This is a genomic window from Mycobacterium florentinum, assembly GCF_010730355.1.
Classification (GTDB): Bacteria; Actinomycetota; Actinomycetes; order Mycobacteriales; family Mycobacteriaceae; genus Mycobacterium; species Mycobacterium florentinum.
In genome coordinates this window covers 262,368-285,965 of sequence record NZ_AP022576.1, presented here as the reverse complement: position 1 = coordinate 285,965, position 23,598 = coordinate 262,368, and the positions used below count along the sequence as shown (strand labels likewise).

Here is a 23,598-nt window from a genome sequence, read left to right as displayed (position 1 = left end):
ATCGGTCGTGGTCAGCGCGGTCAGACGACTGCTCGGCGCCAGCCGTCGGCGGCCTGGGCCGCGCGGATCAGCACCTCGCAGAGTTCGCGCAGCTCGGTCGCCCCGGCGCCTTCTTCCAATGCCGTGGCGACGTCCTCCGCGGCGCATCGGACCTGGTAGACGCGATCCGACAGGTCGGACGCGTCGTCAGCCGACAGCACCACGGCATCGACCGGCAGGGCCGTGACCTCGCCCCGGTTGATCGAAGCCCGCTGCTCGTAGGCCCGCTGCCGGCAAGACTGCCGACAGTACTGACGGCGCCGACCCATTCCGACTTCGGTCACGTCTCGACCGCACCAACGGCATGGTTGTGGGTGGGAACGGCGGCTCACGCCTGCCGACTTTAGTCGGCCACACTCCGCGATCCCGGTATCATTGACGGTCGAGTCGCGTACGCCGCGTGTCGACTCGGGAACTACGCATAACGTCTTAACGTTTGCTATGCGAATAGAATCGCGTCACCGGAGCTTAGAGCTCAGAGCAATTAAAAGGAGTAGCAGCCATGGCTGATCGTGTACTGAGGGGCAGTCGCCTCGGAGCCGTGAGCTATGAGACCGACCGCAACCACGACCTGGCGCCGCGTCAGCTCGCCAAGTACCGCACCGAGAACGGCGAGGAATTCGAGGTTCCGTTCGCCGACGATGCCGACATCCCCGGCACCTGGCTGTGCCGCAACGGCATGGAAGGCACCCTGATCGAGGGCGACCTGCCCGAGCCGAAGAAGGTCAAGCCACCGCGCACGCACTGGGACATGCTGCTGGAGCGCCGCACCGTCGAAGAGCTCGAAGAGCTGCTCAAGGAGCGCCTCGACCTGATCCGGTCGAAGCGTCGCGGCTAACCCGACCGTCGCACCCGGTCGAATTCAGGTGCGATTGGCGGCGCGGGCGGCCCGCGCGCCGTTCCTGCGGCTCTCGATACCCCATTTCGCGACCTTCACCAGCGCTTCGCGAATGTTGGATCCACTCATTTTGGAGACGCCGAGTTCGCGTTCGGTGAAGGTGATCGGCACTTCCACGACGATGAATCCGTTGTCCAGGCTGCGCCGGGTCAGGTCGATCTGGAAGCAGTAGCCCTTGGAGTCCACACCGTCGAGATCGATCGCCTCGAGCACCTCGCGGCGGTAGGCCCGGTAGCCGGCGGTGATGTCATGGATGTCGATGTCGAGCGCCAGTCGCGCGTAGGTGTTGGCGGTCCAGGACAGCGCCCAGCGGCGCTTGGGCCAGTTACGGACCGCTCCCCCGTCGACATAGCGCGAACCGATGGCCAGGTCGGCTCCAGAGTCGACGGCGTCCAGCAGACGGCGCAGCTGCTCGGGCGCGTGGCTGCCGTCGGCGTCCATCTCGACGAGCACCGCGTAGTCGCGACTCAAACCCCAGCCGAAGCCCGCGAGGTAGGCGGCGCCCAGGCCGTCTTTGGCCGTGCGGTGCATGACGTGGGTACGACCGCCGTCGGCCGCGGCCAGCTCGTCGGCGAGTTCGCCGGTCCCGTCGGGGCTGCCGTCGTCGACGATCAGCACGTGCACGTCGGGGCAGGCATCCGTCAGCCGCCGATGGATCAGCGGTAAGTTCTCCCGCTCGTTGAAGGTCGGGATGATAACCAGGACACGCTGGCTGGGCCGATTGCCCGGAACCCGGGTCGCCTGCTCGCCGGTGGTCATTTATCTCCTCTTGTGTCGCCCGAGATAACGCGGTTGTCGGCCGCCCTTTTGGTGGAGCGGAGTGTAGCCGCCGTCTGTGTCCGGCGGAGCGTCGTGCGCGGTCGCCGGGGCTTCCTCGTCGGATCGGGGTTCGTCCGGGGCCGCCGCGACGTCTGCCGATTCGGCCGAAGGCCTGGGCCGCAGCCGAATCGAACGCGGGAAGCTCCCATTGTGCCGTATTCCGGCCAGCATGACCGCTCCGGCCGCCGCGACCAGCACCCACTGCACAATCGGGGCCCATTGCGTTGCCGGCGTCAGCTCCGTCTTGAGGCGCACCTGGATGTCCAGGTATGCGGGCTGGAAGAAGTCGGTGCGCACCAGTTCGGCGCCGTCGGGCGCGATCACCGCACTGATACCGGTGGTGCCGGCGACCACCACGTACCGGTCGTGCTCGACGGCCCGCACCTTGGCGAAGGCCAGCTGTTGTTCACTCATGCGCTTGTTGAAGGTGGCGTTGTTGGCGGGCACCGCCAGCAGCTGGGCGCCGTTGAGCACGGCCTTGCGCGGCACCCGGTCGAAGATCACCTCCCAGCAGGTGGCCACGCCGACGGGCACGCCGCCGATCTGCACCACATCGCTGCTTTTTCCGGGGACGAAGTTGCCGGCCAGACCGGCCTGGCTCGACAGATGCTCGAAAAGCCACCGCATCGGCAGGTACTCGCCGAACGGCTGCACGATCTCCTTGTCGTGGCGGCCGGCGGGGCCGGTGACCGGATTCCAGACGATGGCGGTGTTGGTGTATTCGACGGGTCCGGGTCCTTGATCGTGGCCCGGCACCGCGAGCACCGAGCCGATCAGGATCGGCGCGTTGATCGCATGGGCCGCCTCGGCGATCCGTTGGGCGGCGTCGGCGTTGACGAAGGGATCGATGTCGGAGGAATCCTCGGGCCAGATGACGAACTGCGGTTGCGGGGCGGACCCGGCGCGGACGTCCTCGGCCAGTCGCAGCGTCTCGTCGACGTGGTTGTCCAGCACCGCCCGGCGCTGCTCGTTGAAGCCGAGACCCAGCCGGGGCACGTTGCCCTGCACGGCCGCGACGGTCACCGTCGGTTCGCCGCCCGATCCGGCACCGGAGTGGCGCACCTGCGGCCAGACGATGACCGCGGTAAACAACACCAGACAGAAGCAGACACCGGGCAGCACCACGGCGGGCGGGCGCCCGGCATCCGGCGCGTCCTCGCCGTCGGCCTCGGCGGCACCGCGGGCTCGGCTGCCGATTCGCCACCACTTGGCGATTTCCAGCGCGATCGCGGTCACGCTGAAGCCCATCAGGACGACCCCCAGGGAGAGCAGCGCCACCCCGCCGAGCTGCACCAACGGCAGCAGTGGGCCTTCGGCCTGGCCGTAGGCCAGTGAGCCCCAGGGAAAGCCGCCGAACGGGACGATCGACTTCAGCCACTCCTGGGCGGTCCACAGCAATGCGAACCAGATCGGCCAGCCGGGCAGTCGACGCACCACAATCGCGAAGAAACCGAAGAGCCCGGGGAACAGCGCGCACATCGTGGCCAATGCCAGCCATGGGACGGCGCCCACCAGCAGGCTGATCCACGGCAGCAATGGCACGTAGAACGCGAGCCCGAACAGGAACCCGTAGCCGAATCCGCCCGCCAGCGTGGTGGCGGGATGTTTGAGCACCCAGGCCAGCAGCGCGGCGGCGACGACGCCGGCCCACCACCAGTTCACCGATGGGAAGCTGGTGCACAGCAGCACGCCGCCCCCGACGGTGGCCACCAGCCGGGTGAGCCGGGGCAGCAGCGCGGCCCCAATGCCGGGGAGTCGCGCGACCGCCCCCTTGCCCAGCCGCGTGATGCCGTGGCCCGTTGCGGCGGCCATGCGACCCGCGAGGCCCGCACGGCCGGATTCCGGCTCGGTCTCGGGCTCGTCGTCGAGCGGCTCGGCTTCGTCGTCGAGCGGCTCGTCGTCGGTCGGGTCGACGTCCGGATCGACGTCTTCAGCCATGGATCACAGCACCTCGGTGGACGGTTCGCCGGCACCGCGGCAGGTCATCGGTCGGGTCGAGCCGGGGCAACGCGGGAACGCGCGACCTCGGGTCGGTGGACCATCGCTGGACGCTGTCGTCCGGGGCGTGGACGTCGAGGTCTCCGGCGTCCCACACGGCGTAGGAGGCGGGAGCGCCGGGCACCAGGGTGCCCATGTTGTCGTCACGGACACCGCAGGCGCGCCAACCGCCGCGAGTGGCGCCGGCGAACGCGGCCCGGGCCGACACGCCGCTGCCCGCGGTGTGGTGATGGACCGCCGCGCGCACGCTTGCCCACGGGTCGAGCCCCGTCACGGGGGCGTCGGAACCTAACGCGAGGGGCACGCCTTGGGATGCTAACAGCGCAAGTGGGTTGAGCCGGCCGGCTCGTTCGGCGCCGAGACGGTCGGCATACATGCCGTCGCGACCACCCCAGAGCGCATCAAAATTGGGCTGCACGCCGGCGATGACGCCCCATGCACCCAGTTTGGCGGCTTGCTCGGCAGTCACCATCTCGAGGTGCTCCAGCCGGTGCCCGCAGCGGGCGACGGCGGCCACTCCGAGGTCGGCGACGACCCGTTCGAAGGCGTCGACCGCCGCCGAGACCGCGGCGTCGCCGATGACATGGAAACCGGCCGTCACCTGCGCCTCGGTGCAGGCCCGTAGATGCGCCTCGACGACGTCCGCGTCGAGGTAGCAGGTGCCGATGCGGTCCGGGGCGTCGGTGTACGGCTCGTGCAGCCAGGCGGTGTGCGAACCCAGGGCCCCGTCGATGAACAGGTCACCGGCCAGCCCGCGGGCACCGGTCCGCTCCATCAGCGCGCGGACCTGCCCGGCGGTCGTCACCGCCTCACCCCAATAGCCGATCACTTCGACACCGTGATCGAAGGCGCGCAGTTGCAGCCAGTCGTCGAGGCCACCGATCTCGGGTCCCGCGCATTCGTGCACGGCGACGATGCCGCACGCCGCCGCGGCCCCCAGCGCGGCGGATCTGGCATCGTCGAGCTGCGCGGCCGTGAGCAGGCCACGGGCGACGGCCCGGACCAGGTGGTGCGCGTCGCCGGCCAGCGGCCCGTCAGCGGCGAAACCGCGCGCCGCCGCGAGCTGCGGAACCCGCCTGCGCAGTCCCGTCGAAGCCAGCGCGGAGTGGACGTCGACGCGGGCCAGGTAGGCCGGCCGGTCACCGAGCACGGCGTCCAGATCGGCGGTGGACGGCGGGCTGGTTTCGGGCCATGCCGACTCATCCCAGCCATGTCCCCAGATCGGCTCGCCGGGGTGCGCGGCGGCATACTCGGCGACCATCCGCACGCACTGCCCGCGCGAGGTGGCCCCCCGCAAGTCCAGCCCGCTGAGCGTGAGGCCGGTCGCGGTCACATGAATGTGGCTGTCCACGAATCCCGGGGCCACGAAGCCGCCCTCGAGGTCCACCACCTCGGCGTCGGGAAACTGCCCACGCCCGACATCGTCGCTGCCCAGCCATGCGACGACCCCGCCGCGCACCGCCATCGCGGTCGCGTCGGGATGGGTAGGGCTGTGCACCCGCCCATTGAGCAGCAGCGTCGTCGGAATCGGGGTCACACCGCAAAACTACGTGCAGCAGTGCGTGAGGCGATCAGTTCGGGCCGGCCGCGTATCGGGGGCCGCCCCAGTGCTCGTCGCCGGGCCGGTCCTTCGGGAACGCGGGCGGCTCGACGTCGTGTACGTCGATGACCTCACCGTCGATGAAGTCACGGCCGGCGCCCGCGGAGTCGGGACGGTAGCCGGTGAAGGTCTCGGAGAAGGTCGACGTGTAGCTGACCAGCGGTGCGTGTCGCTGAAAATTCCGCAGTGCGATCCTGGTCAATCCGGGCCCGGCGCCGCTACGCACCGGCGGAAACAGCAGCAGCATGCCCAACACCGTGGTGACGAATCCGGGTACCAGGACCAGCGCGGTCGCCATGGTCACCAACGCGCCGTCGCCCAGGGTGGTGCGTGGTTCCTTCAGACCCGAACGCATCCGCCCGATGTCGCGAATCAGCTGCGACCCCGCGATCGGGGCCAGCAGGCCCCAGCCGAGGACAAACGTGACCAGTAGACCCAGCAGGGTCCAGCCCCACCCGACCGTCCAGACCAGCGCGAAGATCGCCGCCAGCTCAACGACGGCGTAGAGGAGTAACAACCGGCTCACCATGTGATGCCAACGTCTGCGCATCGCACTCGAGTTCCCCTGGTGATCGATGACGCGGCTGCAGTTAGATGACGATATGACCACGATTGAGATCGATACCCCGGACGGACCGATCGATGCGCTGCTGAGCATTCCACCCGGAAATGGCCCCTGGCCGGGTGTGGTGGTGATCCATGACGCCTTCGGCTACAGCCGGGACAAGCAGTCGATCAACGACCGCATCGCCCGGGCGGGCTACGTGGCGCTGACGCCGAACATGTACGCGCGGGGAGGACGCATCCGCTGCATTACCCGAGTGATGCGCGAGCTGATGACACAGCGCGGCCGCGCTCTTGACGACATTCTGGCTGCGCGCGATCACTTGCAAAACCGGCCGGATTGTTCCGGGCAGGTGGGGATCGCCGGCTTCTGCATGGGCGGTCAGTTTGCACTCGTCATGTCGCCCAAGGGTTTTGGCGCGTCGGCACCGTTCTACGGCGCTCCCCTGCCGCGGCACCTGAACGACACGCTGCAGGGGGCGTGCCCGATCGTGGCGAGCTTCGGCGGGCGTGACCCGCTGGGCAAGGGCGCACCCGAGAAGTTGCGCGAAGTGATTGCGGCCAAGCAAATCTCCAGTGACGTCAAGGTTTACCCCGGCGTCGGGCACAGCTTCGCGAACGCCCTTCCCGCCCAACCACTGTTGCGGATCGCCGGTTTCGGCTACGACGACGCCGCGACCGAAGACGCGTGGAGCCGGGTCTTCTCGTTCTTCGGCGAGCACCTAAAGACGTAGTTTGTCCGATACGACGCCCGCAAAGGTGTGCGTATCGCCGGGCCAGCGCGCCGAGACGTAGTTGCCGTCGTCGACGACGAATGCGGGCCGCGCGTCGGTCGCCGTATCCCGCACCATCCCGGAGGACTTGCGCCGCCAGTGCGGCGTGCCAGGCTCGACATCGCGGAAATCGGCCGGATCTTCAAGCGCGCGTGTGACTTCCGACTGCACGGACATGTAGCCGGCGGGCTGGCCGGGTTGTTCGGTGTACGTCCGGTAGTAGTCGGGATCCCAGAATCGGGTGATCCGGGTCAGCCGCCAGGCCAGCCCCTCCATCGCCCAGGTCAGTGCCGTGGTCTTGCGTCCGTAGAGCACCGAGCGACCGGTGCCGGGATCGACACTGCGCGCGGCCAGCAGCACACCGTGACAAATCGCGGCCACGATCAGTTCGCGGCCAAAGGCTTCGACCACCAAGCTCTGCAGGATGTCGCTGTCCATGTAGCTGCGCATACCGCGGGCCCGATGACCGCCGGGCAGCAGCAGCGCGTCGATGCCGTCCAGCGTGGCCGCACTCCAGCTGACGGGGTGCTGGTACTCCGGTGAGCCCACCATCGCGGCGTAGGCATCGCGGCCGTTCTTGTCGGCGCGCAGCGCCAGCCCGACGAGCGAAAGCGAGCCCAATACCGGTAGCGCGGACCAGATATCCAAACCCCGGCCGGTCACCATGATGTCGTCGGCGACGGCGGGGGTGCCGCTTTCGGTCGCAAAGGTCAGCCGGTGACCGTTGTCGGTCAAGACCCGCCAGCTGACGGCGACCTCGGTCGGATCGAAGTCGCGGTCCGGGATCGGGATCAGCACCGTACCCATCGGGAGGCTTTAGCCTTGTGCCACTCGGAGTTCGAGTCCGATGTTGTTTTCCATGCCGCCGCGCAGCTTGCTGAAGAAGTTGAAGACCGTCCCAACGATGCCGTAACGCTTGCCGATCGCGTCGTAAACGGTGCCGGTCTGCGACTTGTCGAGCAGAGCCGCGGTGCCCTCGACCGCCTCGCTCGTCGGGCGACCCCGCATGGTGCAGGTGGCCATCGTCACGCGGGGTGTATTGCGAATCCGCTTGACCTTCCACGAGTTTCCCTGCGTGATCACCAGCAGCCGGTCCTTGTCCGGGGCGGTCCAGATGGGAGTCGGCTTGGCTCGCCCATCCTTGGTGAAGGTGGTCAGCAGGATGTATTGCGCCTTGGCGAGATCGGCGAAGGTGGGTATCACGGTCTCAACCTACCCGCGAACGTTGACATTCTCAGCTCTCAGGTGCAATCGTGTTAAGTGAAAACATCGTTTTCACTTAAGTAACCGGAGCGAGGAAGCGCGTGAGCGATCCGAAGAAACCGATGGCATGGCTGCCGTTTTCGATCACCGAGGCGGCGCTGACGGGCTCCGGCGACGACGATCTGGACCTGCCCCAGGCATGGTCATATCTGCAGGAACGGTTTCGCGACGCGGCGCAGATCGTGCAATCGGATCCGGCGAGCCGAAATCGAGTCGATCTCGCCGCGGGGATGCGTCACCTGCTGGTGCTGCTCGCCGCGGGCATCCACGAGGTCTTGCGATTCGACACCGACCCGGTCCTGTGTGTGCAAGCCACCAGCACCGACGACCTGGTGACCTGGGGAATGGAGTGTCCGGACTGCATTTACACCAGCGCCGTGCTGCGCGGCGGGGAAAGCTACCGGCTGTTCGGCAATCGCGGCACCGCACGGTATGTCGGCCTGCAGACGATGAACGGCATCACCGCCACGGCCAACGCACTTGTCGACGAACTCGAGGTGGATGCCGACGGGAATTTCGAGGTGGTGCTGTCGGCCGCCGAGCAACCGGCCGGCAATTGGATGCGGCTCGAAGGCGATCACCCGACGTTGACGGTGCGGCACTTCTTCTACGACTGGAGCACCGAAGTGGCGTCGTCGCTGCGCATCGAGCGGCTCGGCCCCGCGGCCGGTACCGACGACCGCTCGATCGATCCGGCGGTGGCGATTTCGCGTCAGCTGGTGGCCCTCGGCGATTTCGTCCAGGAGAACCTCGCGTTCTTCCTGCAATTCGGTGCCGCGGCGCCGGCAAACGGGTTCCTACCGCCGATCGACCGCACGGATATCGGCGCGGCGGCCGAGAACCGGCCGGTGATCGGGCGCTGGGAGCTGGGCCCGGACGAAGCCCTGGTCGTGGAAGTCGAACCGCCCGAAGGGATTTACTGGAGCTTTTCCATCGGCAATCCGTGGTGGGAGACGATCCACTATGGACGCCATCAGTCCAGCCTGAATGCCTTTCAGGCGGCGGTGGACTCCGACGGCCTGGTGCGCGTGGTGTTGTGCTCGCAGGACCCGGGCGTCGCGAATTGGCTTGACACCGCGGGGCACAGCAATGGACCGATCATCCTGCGCTGCGTGCGTACCGCGACGGCACCGACTCCGGCGACGCGAGTCGTACCGTTCGACGACATTCGCGCCCAGTTGCCCGCGGACACCGCGACGGTGACCCCCGAGCAGCGGTCGTCCGCTATTGCGGCGCGCCGCGAGGCCGTGCGCGAAAGGTTCGCCCGATGACGTTCGACGCCGACCAATTGGAGGACGGTGCCCGCGCAGCGACCGGTCTCGATAATTTCGGATCCTCGTACTACCGCGAAGGACTCGATCGCATCGTCGAGGCGTTGAACACCGAGGCGGACCTCAACGAGATCGGCCGGGTCATCCAGCATGCGACCATCAGCAACGCGCTGATTCAACGCCTTCACATCGAGGACACCTACCGGCAGCATCCCGAGATCGACGACGAGGTGGTCGGCGGCCCCGTCTTCGTGATCGGGTTACCCCGCACGGGCACCACGGCGTTGAGCCAGCTGGTGGCCGCCGATCCGCAATTCCGCTCGCTGCGGATGTGGGAATCGCAGTCCCCCACACCGCCGCCGGAGGCCGCCACGCAGCACACCGACCCGAGGATCGCGCAGGCCGAGGCGGGTCTGAAGATGCTCGACGACATGTTCCCGTTGATGAAAACAATGCACAACTCCGAAGCGACGGCGGCGACCGAATGCCAGGATCTGATGGGAATGAGCTTTCGTACCTTCCACTTTGACGGCGCGGTGCGCGCCCCCGGTTACCTGGCGTGGCTGATGGACTGCGACATGCGCGAGACGTACACCTTTCACCGTCGGGTGCTGCGGTTGTTGCAATGGCACTGCCCGCCGACACTGTGGCACCTGAAGACGCCGGTGCACATGTTCGCCCTCGACGCCCTGGTCGAGGCCTACCCGAACGCCAAATTCCTGTGGAGTCACCGCGATCCGGCCAAGGTGATGGGTTCGGTGTGCAGCTTGATCCAGTACGTCCGCAGCTGGAGCAGCGACCGCAATGACCCCAAGGAGCTGGGCGCCGAGCAGGTCAACAGCTGGGTCGAAGCCGTCCGGCGGGCAATGGATTTCCGTGCCCGGATGGGTGACGACCGCTTTGCCGACGTCTCCTTCGCCGATTTGCAATCTGATCCGGTGCGGACGGTGCAAGCCGGTTATGAGCGTCTGGGCCTGAGCTTTACCGAGGCGACATCGGACTCAGTGAAGCGGTGGGCCGAAGGACACAAACCCGGCTCGCGTGGTGCGCACGACTACGACCTGGCCGAGTACGGTCTGACGTCGGCGGGGGTCCGCGAGCGGTTCGCCGACTACCTCGCCGCCTACGATGCAACCGCATGAACGCTCCCCGGACGCGGCGTCGTGACAAGCTGGAGCCCGACCCCGCGGTGCGCCGCGAGATTCTGGCGGCGGCGTCAACCACGTTGCGCGAGCAGGGAGTTCGCGGACTGAGCATTGCCGCGGTGCTGGACCGCGCCAAGTTGAGCACTCGTGCCTTCTATCGGCATTTCGACTCCAAGGAAGAATTGGTCGCCGCGGTCTTCCTGGAGACCGCGCGCGCGGAAAAGCGCCGGCTGCAACGCCGAATGGCTACTGCTGCAACGGAGATCGAGGCAGTGGCGGCGTGGATCGACGGGCGGCTCGACCTGGCGTTCGACGACAACGTCAAGTCCGATTTGCGGCGGCTGTCGCTGGAAGCTCAATCGCAAACGTTCACCTCCCCCGGTCTGATTCAGCCCGCATATGCCGAAATGCTCAAGCCACTGAGCGAAGCGCTGCAGCGCGGCCTGAAGAGCGGAGTGTTCCAGCACATCGACCCGGTGACCGACGCGGAGTTCATCCAGGGCGTGGTGTGGGCAAGCACCAACCGGCAGTGGCGGACCGGCGACTGCGACCGCGCCGAAGTTCGCGAAGACGCGCTCCGTTTCTGCCTACGCGCGCTGGGCGTGGCACCCGAAGCACTCAATCAGATCTGAGGAGTATCCATGGACTTGGGTTTTGCCGGATCGACGGCCGTGGTCACCGGCGGCAGCAAGGGGATGGGACTGGCCATAGCCGAAACCCTTGCGGCCGAAGGGGCTTGCGTGGCGGTGATGGCGCGCGGCCAAGACGCACTCGACGCCGCGGTCGAATCACTGCTGCAGGCAGGCGCTCCCGACGCCGTGGGAATCAGCGTGGATATGACCGACGCGCAGTCCATCGCCGGCAGTTTCGCGGCGGTATCCGAGCGCTGGGGCCGACTCAACAGCCTGGTACACACGATCGGGCCGGGCGACGGCTACTTCGAGCAGATGGACGACGCCGAGTGGGACGCGGCGTTCTCCCTTGGGACAATGTCGGGCGTGCGGTCGATCCGGGCCGCGTTACCGCTGCTGCGCGCGGCGGACTGGGCCCGCATTGTGACGTTGTCCGCGCACTCGATTCAACGACAGAACCCGCGCATCGTCGCCTACACGGCATCGAAGGCAGCGTTGGCCAGCGTCACCAAGAATCTCTCGAAAAGCCTTGCCTCCGATGGCATCTTGGTCAATTGTGTGTGCCCGGGGACGATTGTGACGGCGAGCTTCACCGAAAACCTGAAGGACATCCTGGCCGCCGACGGCCTGGACGCCACCGATCCGCACGACGTCATGACCTGGATCGACAACAACTTTCATCAACCCTGCGACTTGGGTCGCGCCGGGCTTCCCGAAGAGGTCGCATCCATCACCGCATACTTGGCATCCCGGCGCAACGGCTACGTCACCGGCGCCACCGTGAACGTGGACGGCGGATCCGACTTCATCTAGCCTTCGAGGTCGCCCTCGGACTCCAAAAGCGCTTGGCGCAGCCCGTCAAGGGTTTCCGGTTGCGGCTCGGCCCACATGCCGCGCCCGGCCGCCTCCAGCAGCCGCTCGGCCATGCCGTGCAACGCCCAGGGGTTGGATTCCGTCATGAACTTGCGATTCTCGGGATCCAGCACGTAACGCTCGGTCAGTTGCTCGTACATCCAGTCGGCCATCACACCTGCGGTCGCGTCGTAGCCGAAGAGGTAGTCGACGGTGGCCGCCATCTCGAATGCGCCCTTGTAGCCGTGCCGGCGCATCGCGGCCATCCAGCGGGGATTGACCACCCGGGCGCGAAACACCCGCGTGGTCTCCTCGGACAGGGTGCGGGTGCGGATCGCGTCGGGCCGGGTGTTGTCGCCGATGTAGGCCGCCGGCGCCTTGCCGGTCAGCGCTCGCACCGTGGCGACCATGCCGCCGTGGTACTGGAAGTAGTCGTCGGAGTCGGCAATGTCATGCTCGCGGGTGTCGGTGTTCTTGGCGGCCACCGCAATTCGCCGGTACTGGCGGTTCATGTCGTCGACCGCCTCGCGGCCGTCGAGGTCGCGCCCGTAGGCGAATCCTCCCCAGGCGGTGTACACCTGCGCGAGATCGGCGTCGTCGCGCCAGTTCCGGCTGTCGATGAGCTGCAGCAACCCGGCGCCATAGGTGCCCGGTTTTGACCCGAAAATTCGTGTGGTGGCGCGTCGTTGGTCGCCGTGCTGAGCCAGGTCGGCCTGCGCGTGCGCGCGGACGAAGTTGGCATCGGCGGGCTCGTCGAGCTCGGCGACCAGGCGCACCGCGTCGTCGAGCATCGTGACGACATGCGGGAACGCGTCGCGGAAGAATCCGGAGATCCGGACGGTCACGTCGATCCGCGGGCGGCCCAGCTCGGCCAGCGGGATGGGTGTCAGACCGACCACGCGGCGCGATGCCTCATCCCACACCGGCCGAACACCCAGCAGTGCAAGGACTTCGGCGATATCGTCGCCCGCGGTGCGCATCGCCGAGGTGCCCCACACCGACAGCCCGACCGATTGCGGCAACTCCCCATGGTCGTCGCGGTACCGGTCCAGCAGTGAATCGGCCAGCGCGACACCGGCTTCCCAGGCCAGCCGCGACGGGATGGCCTTCGGGTCGACGGAGTAGAAGTTGCGGCCGGTGGGCAGCACGTTGACCAGGCCGCGCAGCGGCGACCCCGACGGGCCGGCCGGAATGAACCTGCCATCCAAAGCCCTTAGAACCTGGTCGATTTCGGCGTCGGTGCCGGACAGCCGGGGCACCACCTCGGTGGCCGCGAACCTCAAAACAGTGGCGACGTCGGCATTGTCGGTAATCGTGTCCACTGCATCGGGGTCCCAGCCGGTGGCTTGCAGCGACGCGACCAATTCTCGGGCGACGGCCTCGGTTTGATCGACCGCGGTCCGGTCGTCGGTGCCGTCTTCGGCGAGGCCAAGCGCCTGTCGCAAGCCGGGGATCGCCTGCTCACCGCCGAACAGCTGCCGGGCCCGCAGGATGGCCAGCACCAGGTCGAGTTCTGTTTCTCCCGTGGGCTTTTGCCCGAGGATGTGCAGGCCGTCGCGGATCTGCACATCCTTGATCTCGCACAGCCACCCGTCGACGTGCAACAGCATGTCGTCGAACGAATCTTCTTCGGGCCGCTCCGTCAAACCCAGATCGTGGTCCATCTTGGCGGCCCGGATCAGCGTCCAGATCTGCTGACGGATGGCGGGCAACTTGCCGGGATCCAGGGCGGCGACGTTGGCGTGCTCGTCGAGCAGTTGCTCCAAACGCGCGATATCGCCGTAGCTTTCGGCGCGGGCCATCGGCGGGATCAGATGGTCGACGAGCACCGCGTGCGCCCGCCTCTTGGCCTGAGTACCCTCGCCGGGGTCGTTGACGAGGAACGGGTAGATCAACGGCAGGTTGCCCAGCGCGGCATCGGACCCGCAGGCCGCCGACATGCCCAGCGTCTTGCCGGGCAGCCACTCCAGGTTGCCGTGCTTGCCCAGGTGCACGACGGCGTGCGAGCCGAATCCGGCGTCCAGCCAGTGGTAGGCGGCCAGGTAGTGGTGGCTGGGCGGCAGGTCCGGATCGTGGTAGATGGCGACGGGGTTCTCGCCGAACCCGCGGGGCGGCTGCACCAGCAGCACCAGGTTGTCGGATTGCATTGCGGCGATGACGATCTCGCCGTCGGGGTCATTAGTGCGATCGACGAACAGTTCACCAGGCGCCGGGCCCCAATGGGTTTCGACGGCCTCACGGAATTCTTCGGGCAAGGTGGTGAACCAGGCCCGGTAGTCGTCGGCGGGCACCCTGATCGGGTTGCCGGCCAGTTGCTCTTGGGTGAGCCAGTCGGGATCCTGCCCGCCGCGTTCGATCAGCGCGTGGATCAGGGCGTCACCGTCGTTGGCGTCGATGCCGGGCAGATCGCCGACCCGATAACCGCGGTCGCGCATGGCTCGCACCAGCGCCACCGCGCTGGCCGGGGTGTCCAGTCCGACCGCGTTGCCGATACGGGCGTGCTTGGTGGGATACGCCGAGAACACCAGGGCCACCCGCTTGTCGGCGGGCGCGACGTGTCGCAGCTGTGCGTGCCGGATGGCCAGGCCCGCGACCCGCGCACAGCGTTCCGGGTCGGCGACATAAGCGATCAGCCCGTCGTCGTCGATCTCTTTGAACGAGAACGGGACGGTGATGATGCGCCCGTCGAACTCGGGAACCGCCACCTGACTTGCGACATCCAGCGGGGACAGGCCGTCGTCGTTCGCATTCCACTGCTCCCGCGAGCTCGTCAGGCACAGGCCCTGCAGGATCGGAACATCCAGGGCGGCAAGGTGTTCGACGTTCCAGCTGTCGTCGTCCCCGCCGGCTGACACTGTCGCGGGTTTCAGTCCCCCGGCGGCCAGCACAGTGACCACCATCGCGTCGGCAGCGGCGAGGCGATGCAGCAGTTCGGGTTCGGCGGTGCGCAGCGACGCGCAATAGACGGGCAGCGCTCGCCCACCGGCGTCCTCGATCGCCGTGCAGAGCGATTCGATGTAGGAGGTGTTGCCGGCCAGATGTTGCGCGCGGTAGTACAGCACCGCGATCGTCGGCCCGTCGGTGCGCCGCGATTGCGGCCGCTCCAGTTCACCCCAGGTCGGGGTCACCACCGGCTCGGTGAAGCCGACGCCGGTCATCAGCACGGTGTCGGACAGGAAGGCATGCAGCTGGCGCAGGTTCTCCACGCCGCCGTGCGCGAGGTAGATGTGTGCCTGCACCGCGATGCCGGCGGCCAGGGTGGACAGTCCGGTCAATTCGGCGTCCGCCGCCTGTTCGCCGCTGACCAGAATCGTCGGAATGCCGCTCGCGATCACCGTGTCGATGCCGCTTTGCCAGGCGCGATAGCCACCGAGAATCCGGACCACCACGATCTGCGCGCCAGCTAAGAGGTCGGGCAGCTCCTCGTCGGACAGCCGCGCGGGGTTGGCCCACCGATATTTTTTCCCGCTGGAACGGGCGCTGATCAGGTCGGTGTCGGACGTCGACAGCAGGACGATAGTCGGCTCAGCCACTCCCCATTCGTACCGCAAGGCGGCGAATGGGGGCACAGCGCCCGCTCAGGTCCCGGTGCAGATGCCGATAAATCGGATCGGTGCGGCAGATGCTGACCCAGACGCGCGCCGCGGGAGCGGACCAGGCCGGCGGCGGTGGTGCCTGCGGCGACGATGCACGTGTTGGATGGCGTGTCGTGCCTTCGCCGCACTGGGCCGCTCTGCTGACTGCCGGTGACCGAATGCCCCCTCAGCAAACATTGCCACAAAGGGAGCCGGAGCGCGGGTTAGCCGCCGGATTTTGTCGCCCCTAGGCAATCTCAAATCTTGTCAGTGGACGTCGCTAGTATCGAAAGTATGTTCGATGGATTACAGGGTCCGGACGCGCTGGTGCGCGCCGACGACGCGACCGTGGTTGCGGCCATCGCGGAATGGACGCGCGCCGAATCCGCCGCGTCGTCGCGCCGGCTGGCCGCCATTGCCGAATTGGTGCGCCGCCACGCTACGGGCCCGCTCCCTCATGCCGATTGGTCTTGCGACAACTGGGATGCGATGGCCGCCGAAGTCTCTGCCGCGCAAGGCATTAGTCACGGAATGGCCTGTGGCCAGATGTATTTGGCAGTCGCGCTGCGAGACCGCCTTCCACGGGTGTCGGCACTCTTCGCCGACGGCGCGATCAGCGCGCGACTGGCCGCTGCCATCGTGTGGCACACGGATCTGATCAAGGACGAGGAGACGCTTCGGCTGGTCGATACTGCGCTGGCCAACGATGCAGTCCGATATGGGCCGCTATCGATCAGCAAGACGGCACAAGCCATCGATGCGATAGTCGACCGCCACGACCCCGGGGCGTTACGGCGCGTTCACGCCGCCGCGCGCAGCCGCGATGTGGTCATCGACCTGGCCAATGACGAGTCGGGAACCGCCTCTTTGTGGGGCCGCCTGTACTCGACCGACGCGGCCGCTCTGGACCGACGGCTCCTGCAAATGGCCCACGATGTCTGCGATGAAGACCCGCGCACCCTCGCCCAGCGCCGTGCCGACGCGTTGGGGGCGCTCGCCGCAGGGGCAGAGCGACTCAGCTGCGGCTGCGACAACCCCGAATGCCCGGAGCGCTTAGCGAGCGACGAGCGGGCGGGGGGTGTCGTCATCCACGTCGTCGCCGAGGCATCGGCGCTCGAAACGTCGAACACCGGTCGCGCTTCAGCGTTGATCACGGGTGGCGGAACGGTTCCTGCGCCACGGCTCGCCGATCTGATTCGCAATGGCGCGCAGGTGCTTCCGGTGCGTCATCCCGGCGACAGCAAGATGGCGGAACCGGGCTATCGCCCTTCGGCGGCGCTGGACGCGTTTGTCCGATGCCGCGACCTGACTTGCCGATTTCCCAATTGCGATCGTCCCGCAGAGGTCTGCGACATCGACCACACGATCCCACACCCGTTCGGCCCCACGCATCCCTCAAATCTCAAGTGCCTATGCCGAAAACATCATCTGCTCAAGACTTTCTGGACAGCCTGGCGCGACGAGCAACGCCCCGATGGCACCGTTATCTGGACTTCGCCTAGCGGCCACACCTACACCACACGGCCGGGTAGCCATCTGCTCTTTCCAACGCTCTGCATGTCCACCGGTGAATTACTTACGGCGCCAAGGATTTATGCTCCGGCCGACGGTCGCGGGATAATGATGCCCAAGCGGCGGCGCACGCGGGAGCAAGATCGCATCTACCGGATCAACGCCGAGCGTTCACTAAACGCCGCTCACGTCGCCGAACGAAATCAGCCGCCGCCGTTCTAGAACTAGGCCGTGCGGACGTCGAAGTCCGCGGGCTCGGGTCGGCGCAAGAGTGCGCGGTGGGTCTCCGGCGCCCAGGGGAACGTCTCCGGCAGACCATCCTTACCCAGGTACCAATTGTTGCAGCCCGACGCCCAGATTGTTTGCGGCAGAGCGGCTTTCACGCGCTCGTTGTATTCCTTGGTTGCCGCTTCCGTCGGCGCGGCGGCACGTACCACACCACTGCGGATCCGACGGATCCACCAGATCGTGTAATCGGCCTGGTCCTCGGCGATGGACATGAAGGACTGCTGGCCGATCGGCGAATGCGGGCCCATCAGCATGAAGAGATTGGGAAACCGCGGTACCGCGACCGACCGATATGCGATCGGACCGTGGGCCCACGCCTCGTCGAGGGTGATGCCGCCCTCCCCGACCACCTGCATCGGCCGCAGGTAGGCCCGGGCGTCAAACCCGGTGGCGTAGACCAACACATCGAGTTCGTGCAGGGCGCCGTCGACGGTCACGATGCCGCGGGGCTCGATGCGCTCGATCCGATCGGTGACGACGTCGACGGTCGGGTGCTGCACCGACCGGTAGAACCGTGACGACATCGCCAGCCGTTTGCAGCCCGGCTGGTAATCCGGGGTGAGTTTGGCCCGCAGTTCCGGATCGTGCACCGACAGCCGCAGGTTCCAACGACAGGTGGCCTGAACCAGAGCGCGGCGCAATCCCGAATGGATCAGCGCGCCGCCGAAGACCTTTTGGAAGAAGGCGCCCCAAAACCAGTGGCTCAGCGAGTTGAATCCCGGCAACTGCGAGATCACGTGCCTGGTCACCGCCGAGTACCGCGGGTTGGGCATCGGGTACACCCATTGCGCGGTCCGCTGAAACAGCGTCAGCCAGCGCACCTTGCCGCCGAGCTCCGCAATGATCTGCACACCGCTCGAGCCGTTTCCGATCAGACCGATTCGCTTGTCCGGCAGCGAGACCGAGTGATCCCACCGCGACGAGTGGAATGCCGCCCCGGCGAAGGTCTCCCGCCCGGGGATGTCCGGATAGTTCGGTATCCGCAGCACGCCGGTCGCGACGACCACAACGTCGAATGTCTCCTCACCGAATGTCGTGGTGAGATGCCATGTCCCAGCATGGTATTCGGCTTTGGTGACGTCGCAGCCGAAACGGATGTGTCGCCGTATGCCCCGTTCGTCGGCCACCCGCCGAAAGTAGGCCTGCAGTTCCGGGCCCGGGGACAGCAGACTTGTCCACTTCGCGTTGGGTGCAAACGTGTAGGAGTAGTACCGCGACGGCACATCGCAGGTAAGACCCGGATACGTGTTGTCGCGCCAGGTGCCTCCGACCTCGTCGGCCTTTTCGAAAACGGTGTAGGAGTCAATGCCGGCGTCCTGCAATTTAGCCGCCATGCAGAGGCCCGATACCCCGGCGCCGATTATTGCGACTTTGATTTGACGCTGCTGCGTCATGGCAAACCACCAACTTCCCCCGGTATGAGGCCGACGGTAGCGCCGCGGCCCGCGGCGGTGGGGCGGACCAACGGCCAGACAATTGGTGTTTTCACGGCAGCGTTCTGCCTTAACGTGGAATACGTGCCCCGATCCCGCGACGCCGACGCTTGCCCTGGTGCGTTGCAGGTGCATCAGGCCGCCGACGGCGCACTCGTGCGCGTGCGACTGCCCGGCGGGATGATCACCGTCGCGCAACTGGCGGCGCTGGCCGCGATGTCCAGCGGCTTCGGCTCGGGAACCCTGGAGCTGACGGTGCGCGGCAATGTGCAGTTGCGCGCGATCACCGACGTGACGGCGGTCGCCGAGGGCATCGCCAAGGCCGGGCTGCTGCCGTCCGCGACGCACGAGCGCGTGCGCAACATCGTCGCCTCACCGCTGTCCGGGCGCGCCGGCGGACGCGCGGACGTGCGCCCCTGGGTGGGCGCGCTGGATGCGGCGATCTGCGCCGAACCCAAGCTGGTGGACCTGGGCGGCCGGTTCTGGTTCAGCATCGACGACGGCCGCGCCGACGTCTCCGGGCTGGGCGCCGACGTCGGTGTGCACGTCTGCGAAGACGGTTACGCCCTGCTGCTGATGGGACGAGACACCGGTCTGCGCATGGCCGCCGAGGATGTGGTCGCGACGCTGGTCGGGGTCGCGGTCCGGTTCACCGAGATACGCGAAACTGCCTGGCGGATCAGTGAATTGGATGACATCGAGGATCTACTGCCCGGTGCCGATTTCAGCGCGACCCCCTTTGCGCCCGTCGCCAAACCGCCGGTGGGCTGGATCGCCCAGGATGACGGCCGGGTTGCGTTGGGCGCCGCGGTGCCGCTGGGCGTGCTGCCCGCGCAAGTCGCGGAGTATCTCGCCGTGATCGAGGCCCCGATGGTGATCACGCCGTGGCGCTCGGTGCTGGTGTGCGATCTCGACGAGGGTGTCGCCGACGCGGCCTTGCGGGTGCTGGCGCCGCTGGGTTTGGTGTTCGACGAGAACTCCCCCTGGCTGGACGTCAGTGCCTGCACCGGAAGCCCCGGCTGCGCACGCTCGGCCGCCGACGTGCGGGCGGACGCGGCGCACCTCGTCGGGACGGATTCCGCGGTGCATCGTCATTTCGTCGGCTGCGAGCGCGCGTGCGGCAGCCCGCCGACCGGTCAGGTGCTGGTCGCTACCGAGGACGGATACCGGCTGCTTCGCGACTAGGGTGAGCAGGTGCTCGACTACATCCGCGATGCGGCGGAGATCTATCGCCAGTCATTCGCGACCATCCGCGCCGAAGCCGACTTGGCGCGATTCCCCGCCGACATAGCGCAGGTCGTGGTCCGGTTGATTCACACCTGCGGGCAGGTCGACGTCGCCGAGCACGTCGCCTTCACCGCCTCCGTGGTGGCGCGGACCAGCGCCGCGCTGCGAAATGGCGCTCCCGTGCTGTGCGATTCGTCGATGGTGGCCGCCGGGATCACCAAGGCACGGCTACCCGCCGACAACGAGGTGGTATCGCTGGTGGCCGACCCCCGCGCGCCCGAGCTGGCCAAGCGAAGGCACACCACCCGCTCGGCGGCGGCCGTGGAACTGTGGGCTGACCGACTCGACGGCGCGGTGCTCGCGATCGGCAATGCGCCCACCGCGCTGTTCCGGCTGCTTGAACTGGTTGACGAGGGCGCCCCGGCGCCGGTGGCGGTGCTGGGCGGACCGGTCGGATTCGTCGGATCGGCGCAGTCCAAGCAGGAGCTGATCGACAACCCGCGCGGAATTTCGTATCTGGTGGTGCGGGGCCGCCGCGGCGGCAGTGCGATGGCCGCAGCCGCCGTCAACGCGATCGCGAGCGACGCGGAATGACAACTCGCGGCACACTCTGGGGCGTCGGGCTGGGCCCGGGCGATCCGGAACTGGTGACCGTCAAGGCCGCCCGGGTGATCGGTGAGGCCGACGTGGTGGCGTATCACAGCGCCCGGCACGGGCGAAGTATCGCCCGCGGCATCGCCGAACCGTATCTGCGGCCCGGCCAGATCGAGGAACACCTCGTCTACCCGGTGACCACCGAGACGACCGATCATCCCGGCGGCTACGCCGGTGCGATCGAGGACTTCTATGTCGAAGCCACCGATCGCATCGCCGCGCACCTCGACGCCGGACGCAATGTGGCGCTCTTGGCCGAGGGCGATCCGTTGTTCTACAGCTCCTATATGCATTTGCACACCCGGCTGACGCAGCGGTTCGACGCCGTCATCGTGCCGGGCGTGACGTCGGTGAGCGCGGCGTCCGCCGCGGTGAGCACCCCGCTGGTGGCCGGTGACGAAGTGCTCTCGGTGCTGCCGGGAACCTTGCCGGTCGCCGAGCTCACCCGTCGGCTCGCCGACGCGGACGCCGCCGTGGTGCTCAAGCTGGGGCGTTCGTATCACGCCGTCCGGGAGGCACTTTCGGCATCCGGACGGCTGGATGAAGCGTTCTATGTGGAACGGGCCAGCACGGTCGCGCAACGCATCTCGCCGGCCGCGGACGTCGACGAGGCCAGCGTGCCGTACTTCTCATTGGCCATGGTGCCGGGAAGGCGGCGATTCGAGCGGTCGCCGGTCGGGGCCGTCGCGGTCGTGGGACTGGGTCCCGGCGACAACGACTGGATGACACCGCAGAGCCGACGCGAGCTGGCCGCCGCGACCGACCTGATCGGCTATGGCAACTACCTGGATCGCGTCCCGGTACGCGACGGTCAGCAGCGTCATCCCAGCGACAACACCGACGAACCGGCGCGGGCGCGGTTGGCCTGCGCGCTGGCCGAACAGGGCCGCGCCGTGGCGGTGGTGTCGTCGGGCGATCCGGGCGTGTTCGCGATGGCCACCGCGGTTCTGGAAGAGGCCAAACAATGGCCCGGAGTACATGTCCGCGTGATCCCGGCGATGACGGCGGCTCAGGCCGTCGCCAGCCGGGTCGGCGCGCCGCTGGGGCACGACTACGCGGTGATTTCGCTGTCGGACCGGCTCAAGCCGTGGGACGTGATCGAGGCGCGCCTGGCCGCCGCGGCCGCGGCCGATTTGGTGCTGGCCATCTACAACCCGGCGTCCAAGAGCCGCACCTGGCAGGTCGGTGCGATGCGCGACGTGTTGCTGACCCATCGCGAACCCGGAACGCCAGTGGTGATCGGGCGCAACGTGTCTGGGCCCGACGAAGACGTCCGCGTGGTGCGGCTGGCCGACCTGGACCCCGCCGACGTCGACATGCGCTGTCTGCTGATAATCGGATCGTCTCAAACCCAGTGGTACACAGTCGATTCCGGCGACAGGGTGTTCACGCCCCGGCGTTATCCGAGCTGAGGCTGGTCAGTCCTTGCCCCAGCTACTGGGCAGCATCGGCACCGACGGGCCGTCGTTCAGCCCGTTACCGGTCAGCGTCGTCAGGCCTGCCGCGTGGTCCGCACCGGATTTGGCTGCGGCCCCGGCAAATCCGAGGGGACCGGCGCCGGACTCCCCCGCCGACGTGCGGGGCTCGTCGTCGACGGGTCCGACGGGCGTGTCCTCGAGATCCATGAATTCGTACCGGTAGGCCTTGTCCTTGGCGTCTTGCGCCCGACGCCGGCGGGCCTTCAACTTCTCCTTGGCGGAAGCCGCCACGCCGGCGGCCGGGGCGTCCGCGTCGTCGGGAGCCGGCTCCTCGGACTTGCGGCGGGAACGGTTCTTCGCGCCGGCGCTCCCCGACAATCCCGACAGCCCAACCGCCCACAGCGCGTCGGACAGGCCCGCGCCCAGCCCGCTCGTGCTGGTCGGGCCGAAGCCGACGCCGGGTGGGGCACCGGCCGGAGGGGCCCCGCTCGCCGGGGCCGCGGTCGCGGAAGCGGGGGCAGGCGCGGGGGCGCTGACACTCGAGCTGGTCGGCACGTTGCCGAATCCCGCCGGGGCCGGCGCGGTGGGCATCGGCGTGGGTGCCATTGCGGGCAATGGCGGTTGAATCGCCAGGGGAACCGCCGTGCCCACCGCGATCGCCGCCGCACCCGCGGCCGCCCCGGCGCCGGCCGCGGCGGCAACCAGCATCATGGCCGGGATGGCGACGACGGCTAGCTGCACCGCGACCTGGATGAACGGCCAGAAGATCATCAGGGTGTGGAAGATGGCCCAGCCGAGCGCGCTCGACAAGGCCGGCGAGAGTCCCAGCTGCCCGAAAAATGACGCAAGGCTGTTGACCCACGGCACCGGCGGGAACGGCCAGCCACCGGGGTTGAGCTCCTTGGACACCGGCCACGCGAAGCTGCTGGTGTACTGCTGCAACCATTTGGCGAGCTGATCCATCCAGGACGGATATTGCTGCGTTTGCGCTGCCGTGGTGGTGGCCTGGTCCGTCGTCGACGTGGTGGCGGCCGCCGACATGATCTGCGGCGCGGGCGTGGACGGCGGAACCGCGGCGAGCGCGGATTCGCTGACCGCCTCATAGGTGCTCATCGTCGTTGCGGCCTGCACCCACATCCGCGCGTAGTCGGCCTCGTTTACAGCGATCGGGATCGTGTTGATGCCGAAGAAGTTCGTCGCGACCAGGGCGCCGTGGATGGCGTGATTCGCTGCGAGCTCGCCCAGCGTCGGCATGGCGGCCAGCGCGGCGGTGTAGGCGCCGGCGGCCGTTTCGTGCAGTGCGGCCGCGGCCGTGCTGTCCGCGGAGCTGGCAAGCAGCCAGGTCAGATACGGGGCGTGGGCGGCGACGTACTGCTCGGCGCTCGGACCCTGCCACTCGCCGGCCTGCACCGCGCCCAGCAGCCCGGTGAGTTCGTCGGCGGCATCGGCATATTCGGTGCTCAACGCCGACCACGCCCCCGCGGCCGCCAGCAGCGGCCCGGGTCCTGGCCCGCTGCTCAGCAGGGCGGAGTGCACCTCTGGTGGAAACGCGAGCCAGATCGGGGCGGTCATTGAAGGCGGCCTTCCGGGACGTTGTGGGCTGTTCCTAGTGGTCGTTGGACGGCACGATTTAGTTC

At 67.7% G+C, this 23,598-nt stretch carries 20 protein-coding genes; 10 read left to right on the top strand and 10 right to left on the bottom strand.

Annotated elements, in window-relative coordinates; genetic code table 11:
- Positions 1-20: 20 nt before the first annotated feature.
- The gene (locus tag G6N55_RS29440; protein ID WP_085220359.1) at positions 21-371 is read right to left on the bottom strand and encodes a hypothetical protein; all 351 of its coding nucleotides are present in this window, start codon (positions 369-371) and stop codon (positions 21-23) included.
- 170 nt (positions 372-541) lie between these two features.
- Between G6N55_RS29440 and G6N55_RS01420 the strand changes: the two genes are divergently transcribed.
- A complete protein-coding gene (locus tag G6N55_RS01420; RefSeq protein WP_085220360.1) occupies positions 542-877 on the top strand; it encodes an RNA polymerase-binding protein RbpA in 336 nt (111 codons plus the stop codon).
- 24 nt (positions 878-901) lie between these two features.
- Here the strand turns inward: G6N55_RS01420 and G6N55_RS30285 are convergent, their stop codons facing one another.
- Genes G6N55_RS30285 through G6N55_RS01400 form a run of 4 tightly spaced genes read right to left on the bottom strand, consistent with a single transcriptional unit; the run spans position 902 to position 5,883 of the window.
- A complete protein-coding gene (locus G6N55_RS30285; RefSeq protein WP_163667122.1) occupies positions 902-1,696 on the bottom strand; it encodes a polyprenol monophosphomannose synthase in 795 nt (264 codons plus the stop codon).
- Positions 1,697-3,694 carry an apolipoprotein N-acyltransferase gene (gene lnt, locus G6N55_RS01410; RefSeq protein WP_163667119.1) on the bottom strand — a complete coding sequence of 666 codons (1,998 nt, stop codon included), beginning with the start codon at positions 3,692-3,694 and terminating at the stop codon, positions 1,697-1,699.
- Positions 3,687-5,291 carry an amidohydrolase gene (locus G6N55_RS01405; RefSeq protein WP_085220361.1) on the bottom strand — a complete coding sequence of 535 codons (1,605 nt, stop codon included), beginning with the start codon at positions 5,289-5,291 and terminating at the stop codon, positions 3,687-3,689. The genes lnt and G6N55_RS01405 overlap by 8 nt, the downstream gene beginning before the upstream one ends.
- 34 nt (positions 5,292-5,325) lie before the next feature.
- On the bottom strand, positions 5,326-5,883 hold the full coding sequence (locus tag G6N55_RS01400; RefSeq protein ID WP_085220362.1) for an FxsA family protein: 558 nt from the start codon (positions 5,881-5,883) through the stop codon (positions 5,326-5,328).
- Between the two features lie 73 nt (positions 5,884-5,956).
- On the opposite strand from G6N55_RS01400, the gene G6N55_RS01395 reads away from it, so the two are divergent.
- Entirely contained in the window at positions 5,957-6,652 is a 696-nt protein-coding gene (locus G6N55_RS01395) for a dienelactone hydrolase family protein (RefSeq protein WP_085220363.1), read from the top strand.
- Here G6N55_RS01395 and G6N55_RS01390 read toward each other — a convergent pair.
- Together G6N55_RS01390 and G6N55_RS01385 are read right to left on the bottom strand one after the other, a co-directional pair.
- On the bottom strand, positions 6,641-7,498 hold the full coding sequence (locus tag G6N55_RS01390) for a type 1 glutamine amidotransferase domain-containing protein (protein ID WP_085220364.1): 858 nt from the start codon (positions 7,496-7,498) through the stop codon (positions 6,641-6,643). The genes G6N55_RS01395 and G6N55_RS01390 overlap by 12 nt on opposite strands.
- A 9-nt stretch (positions 7,499-7,507) precedes the next feature.
- A complete protein-coding gene (locus G6N55_RS01385) occupies positions 7,508-7,894 on the bottom strand; it encodes a PPOX class F420-dependent oxidoreductase (protein WP_085220365.1) in 387 nt (128 codons plus the stop codon).
- Between the two features lie 101 nt (positions 7,895-7,995).
- Here G6N55_RS01385 and G6N55_RS01380 point away from each other — a divergent pair, with 101 nt between their 5' ends.
- The 4 genes from G6N55_RS01380 to G6N55_RS01365 are packed head-to-tail and all read left to right on the top strand — an operon-like array spanning position 7,996 to position 11,815.
- Complete coding sequence (locus G6N55_RS01380) at positions 7,996-9,225, top strand: hypothetical protein (protein WP_179968109.1); 1,230 nt, start codon at positions 7,996-7,998, stop codon at positions 9,223-9,225.
- Positions 9,222-10,367, top strand: coding sequence for a sulfotransferase family protein (locus G6N55_RS01375; protein WP_085220366.1), 1,146 nt, complete (start codon positions 9,222-9,224; stop codon positions 10,365-10,367). The genes G6N55_RS01380 and G6N55_RS01375 overlap by 4 nt, the downstream gene beginning before the upstream one ends.
- Positions 10,364-11,002, top strand: a complete 639-nt coding sequence (locus G6N55_RS01370) for a TetR/AcrR family transcriptional regulator (protein ID WP_085220367.1) — start codon at positions 10,364-10,366, stop codon at positions 11,000-11,002. The genes G6N55_RS01375 and G6N55_RS01370 overlap by 4 nt, the downstream gene beginning before the upstream one ends.
- Before the next feature lie 9 nt (positions 11,003-11,011).
- Positions 11,012-11,815 carry an SDR family NAD(P)-dependent oxidoreductase gene (locus G6N55_RS01365; RefSeq protein ID WP_085220368.1) on the top strand — a complete coding sequence of 268 codons (804 nt, stop codon included), beginning with the start codon at positions 11,012-11,014 and terminating at the stop codon, positions 11,813-11,815.
- On the opposite strand, the gene cobN is transcribed toward G6N55_RS01365, so the two are convergent.
- Complete coding sequence (gene cobN / locus G6N55_RS01360; protein WP_085220369.1) at positions 11,812-15,387, bottom strand: cobaltochelatase subunit CobN; 3,576 nt, start codon at positions 15,385-15,387, stop codon at positions 11,812-11,814. The genes G6N55_RS01365 and cobN overlap by 4 nt on opposite strands.
- 312 nt (positions 15,388-15,699) lie before the next feature.
- Between cobN and G6N55_RS01355 the strand changes: the two genes are divergently transcribed.
- Positions 15,700-17,163, top strand: a complete 1,464-nt coding sequence (locus G6N55_RS01355; protein ID WP_332103834.1) for an HNH endonuclease signature motif containing protein — start codon at positions 15,700-15,702, stop codon at positions 17,161-17,163.
- 2 nt (positions 17,164-17,165) lie between these two features.
- Here G6N55_RS01355 and G6N55_RS01350 read toward each other — a convergent pair whose 3' ends face one another.
- Entirely contained in the window at positions 17,166-18,623 is a 1,458-nt protein-coding gene (locus tag G6N55_RS01350) for a flavin-containing monooxygenase (RefSeq protein ID WP_085220371.1), read from the bottom strand.
- A 123-nt stretch (positions 18,624-18,746) separates the two neighbouring features.
- Here G6N55_RS01350 and cobG point away from each other — a divergent pair, with 123 nt between their 5' ends.
- Genes cobG through G6N55_RS01335 form a run of 3 tightly spaced genes read left to right on the top strand, consistent with a single transcriptional unit; the run spans position 18,747 to position 21,955 of the window.
- Positions 18,747-19,847: a precorrin-3B synthase gene (cobG, locus tag G6N55_RS01345; protein ID WP_085220586.1), complete on the top strand. Its 1,101-nt coding sequence runs from the start codon at positions 18,747-18,749 to the stop codon at positions 19,845-19,847.
- A 9-nt stretch (positions 19,848-19,856) separates the two neighbouring features.
- Entirely contained in the window at positions 19,857-20,483 is a 627-nt protein-coding gene (locus tag G6N55_RS01340) for a precorrin-8X methylmutase (RefSeq protein ID WP_085220372.1), read from the top strand.
- Positions 20,480-21,955: a precorrin-2 C(20)-methyltransferase gene (locus G6N55_RS01335; protein WP_085220373.1), complete on the top strand. Its 1,476-nt coding sequence runs from the start codon at positions 20,480-20,482 to the stop codon at positions 21,953-21,955. The genes G6N55_RS01340 and G6N55_RS01335 overlap by 4 nt, the downstream gene beginning before the upstream one ends.
- A 6-nt stretch (positions 21,956-21,961) precedes the next feature.
- On the opposite strand, the gene G6N55_RS01330 is transcribed toward G6N55_RS01335, so the two are convergent.
- The gene (locus G6N55_RS01330) at positions 21,962-23,533 is read right to left on the bottom strand and encodes a PPE family protein (RefSeq protein WP_085220374.1); all 1,572 of its coding nucleotides are present in this window, start codon (positions 23,531-23,533) and stop codon (positions 21,962-21,964) included.
- Between the last annotated feature and the right edge of the window lie 65 nt (positions 23,534-23,598).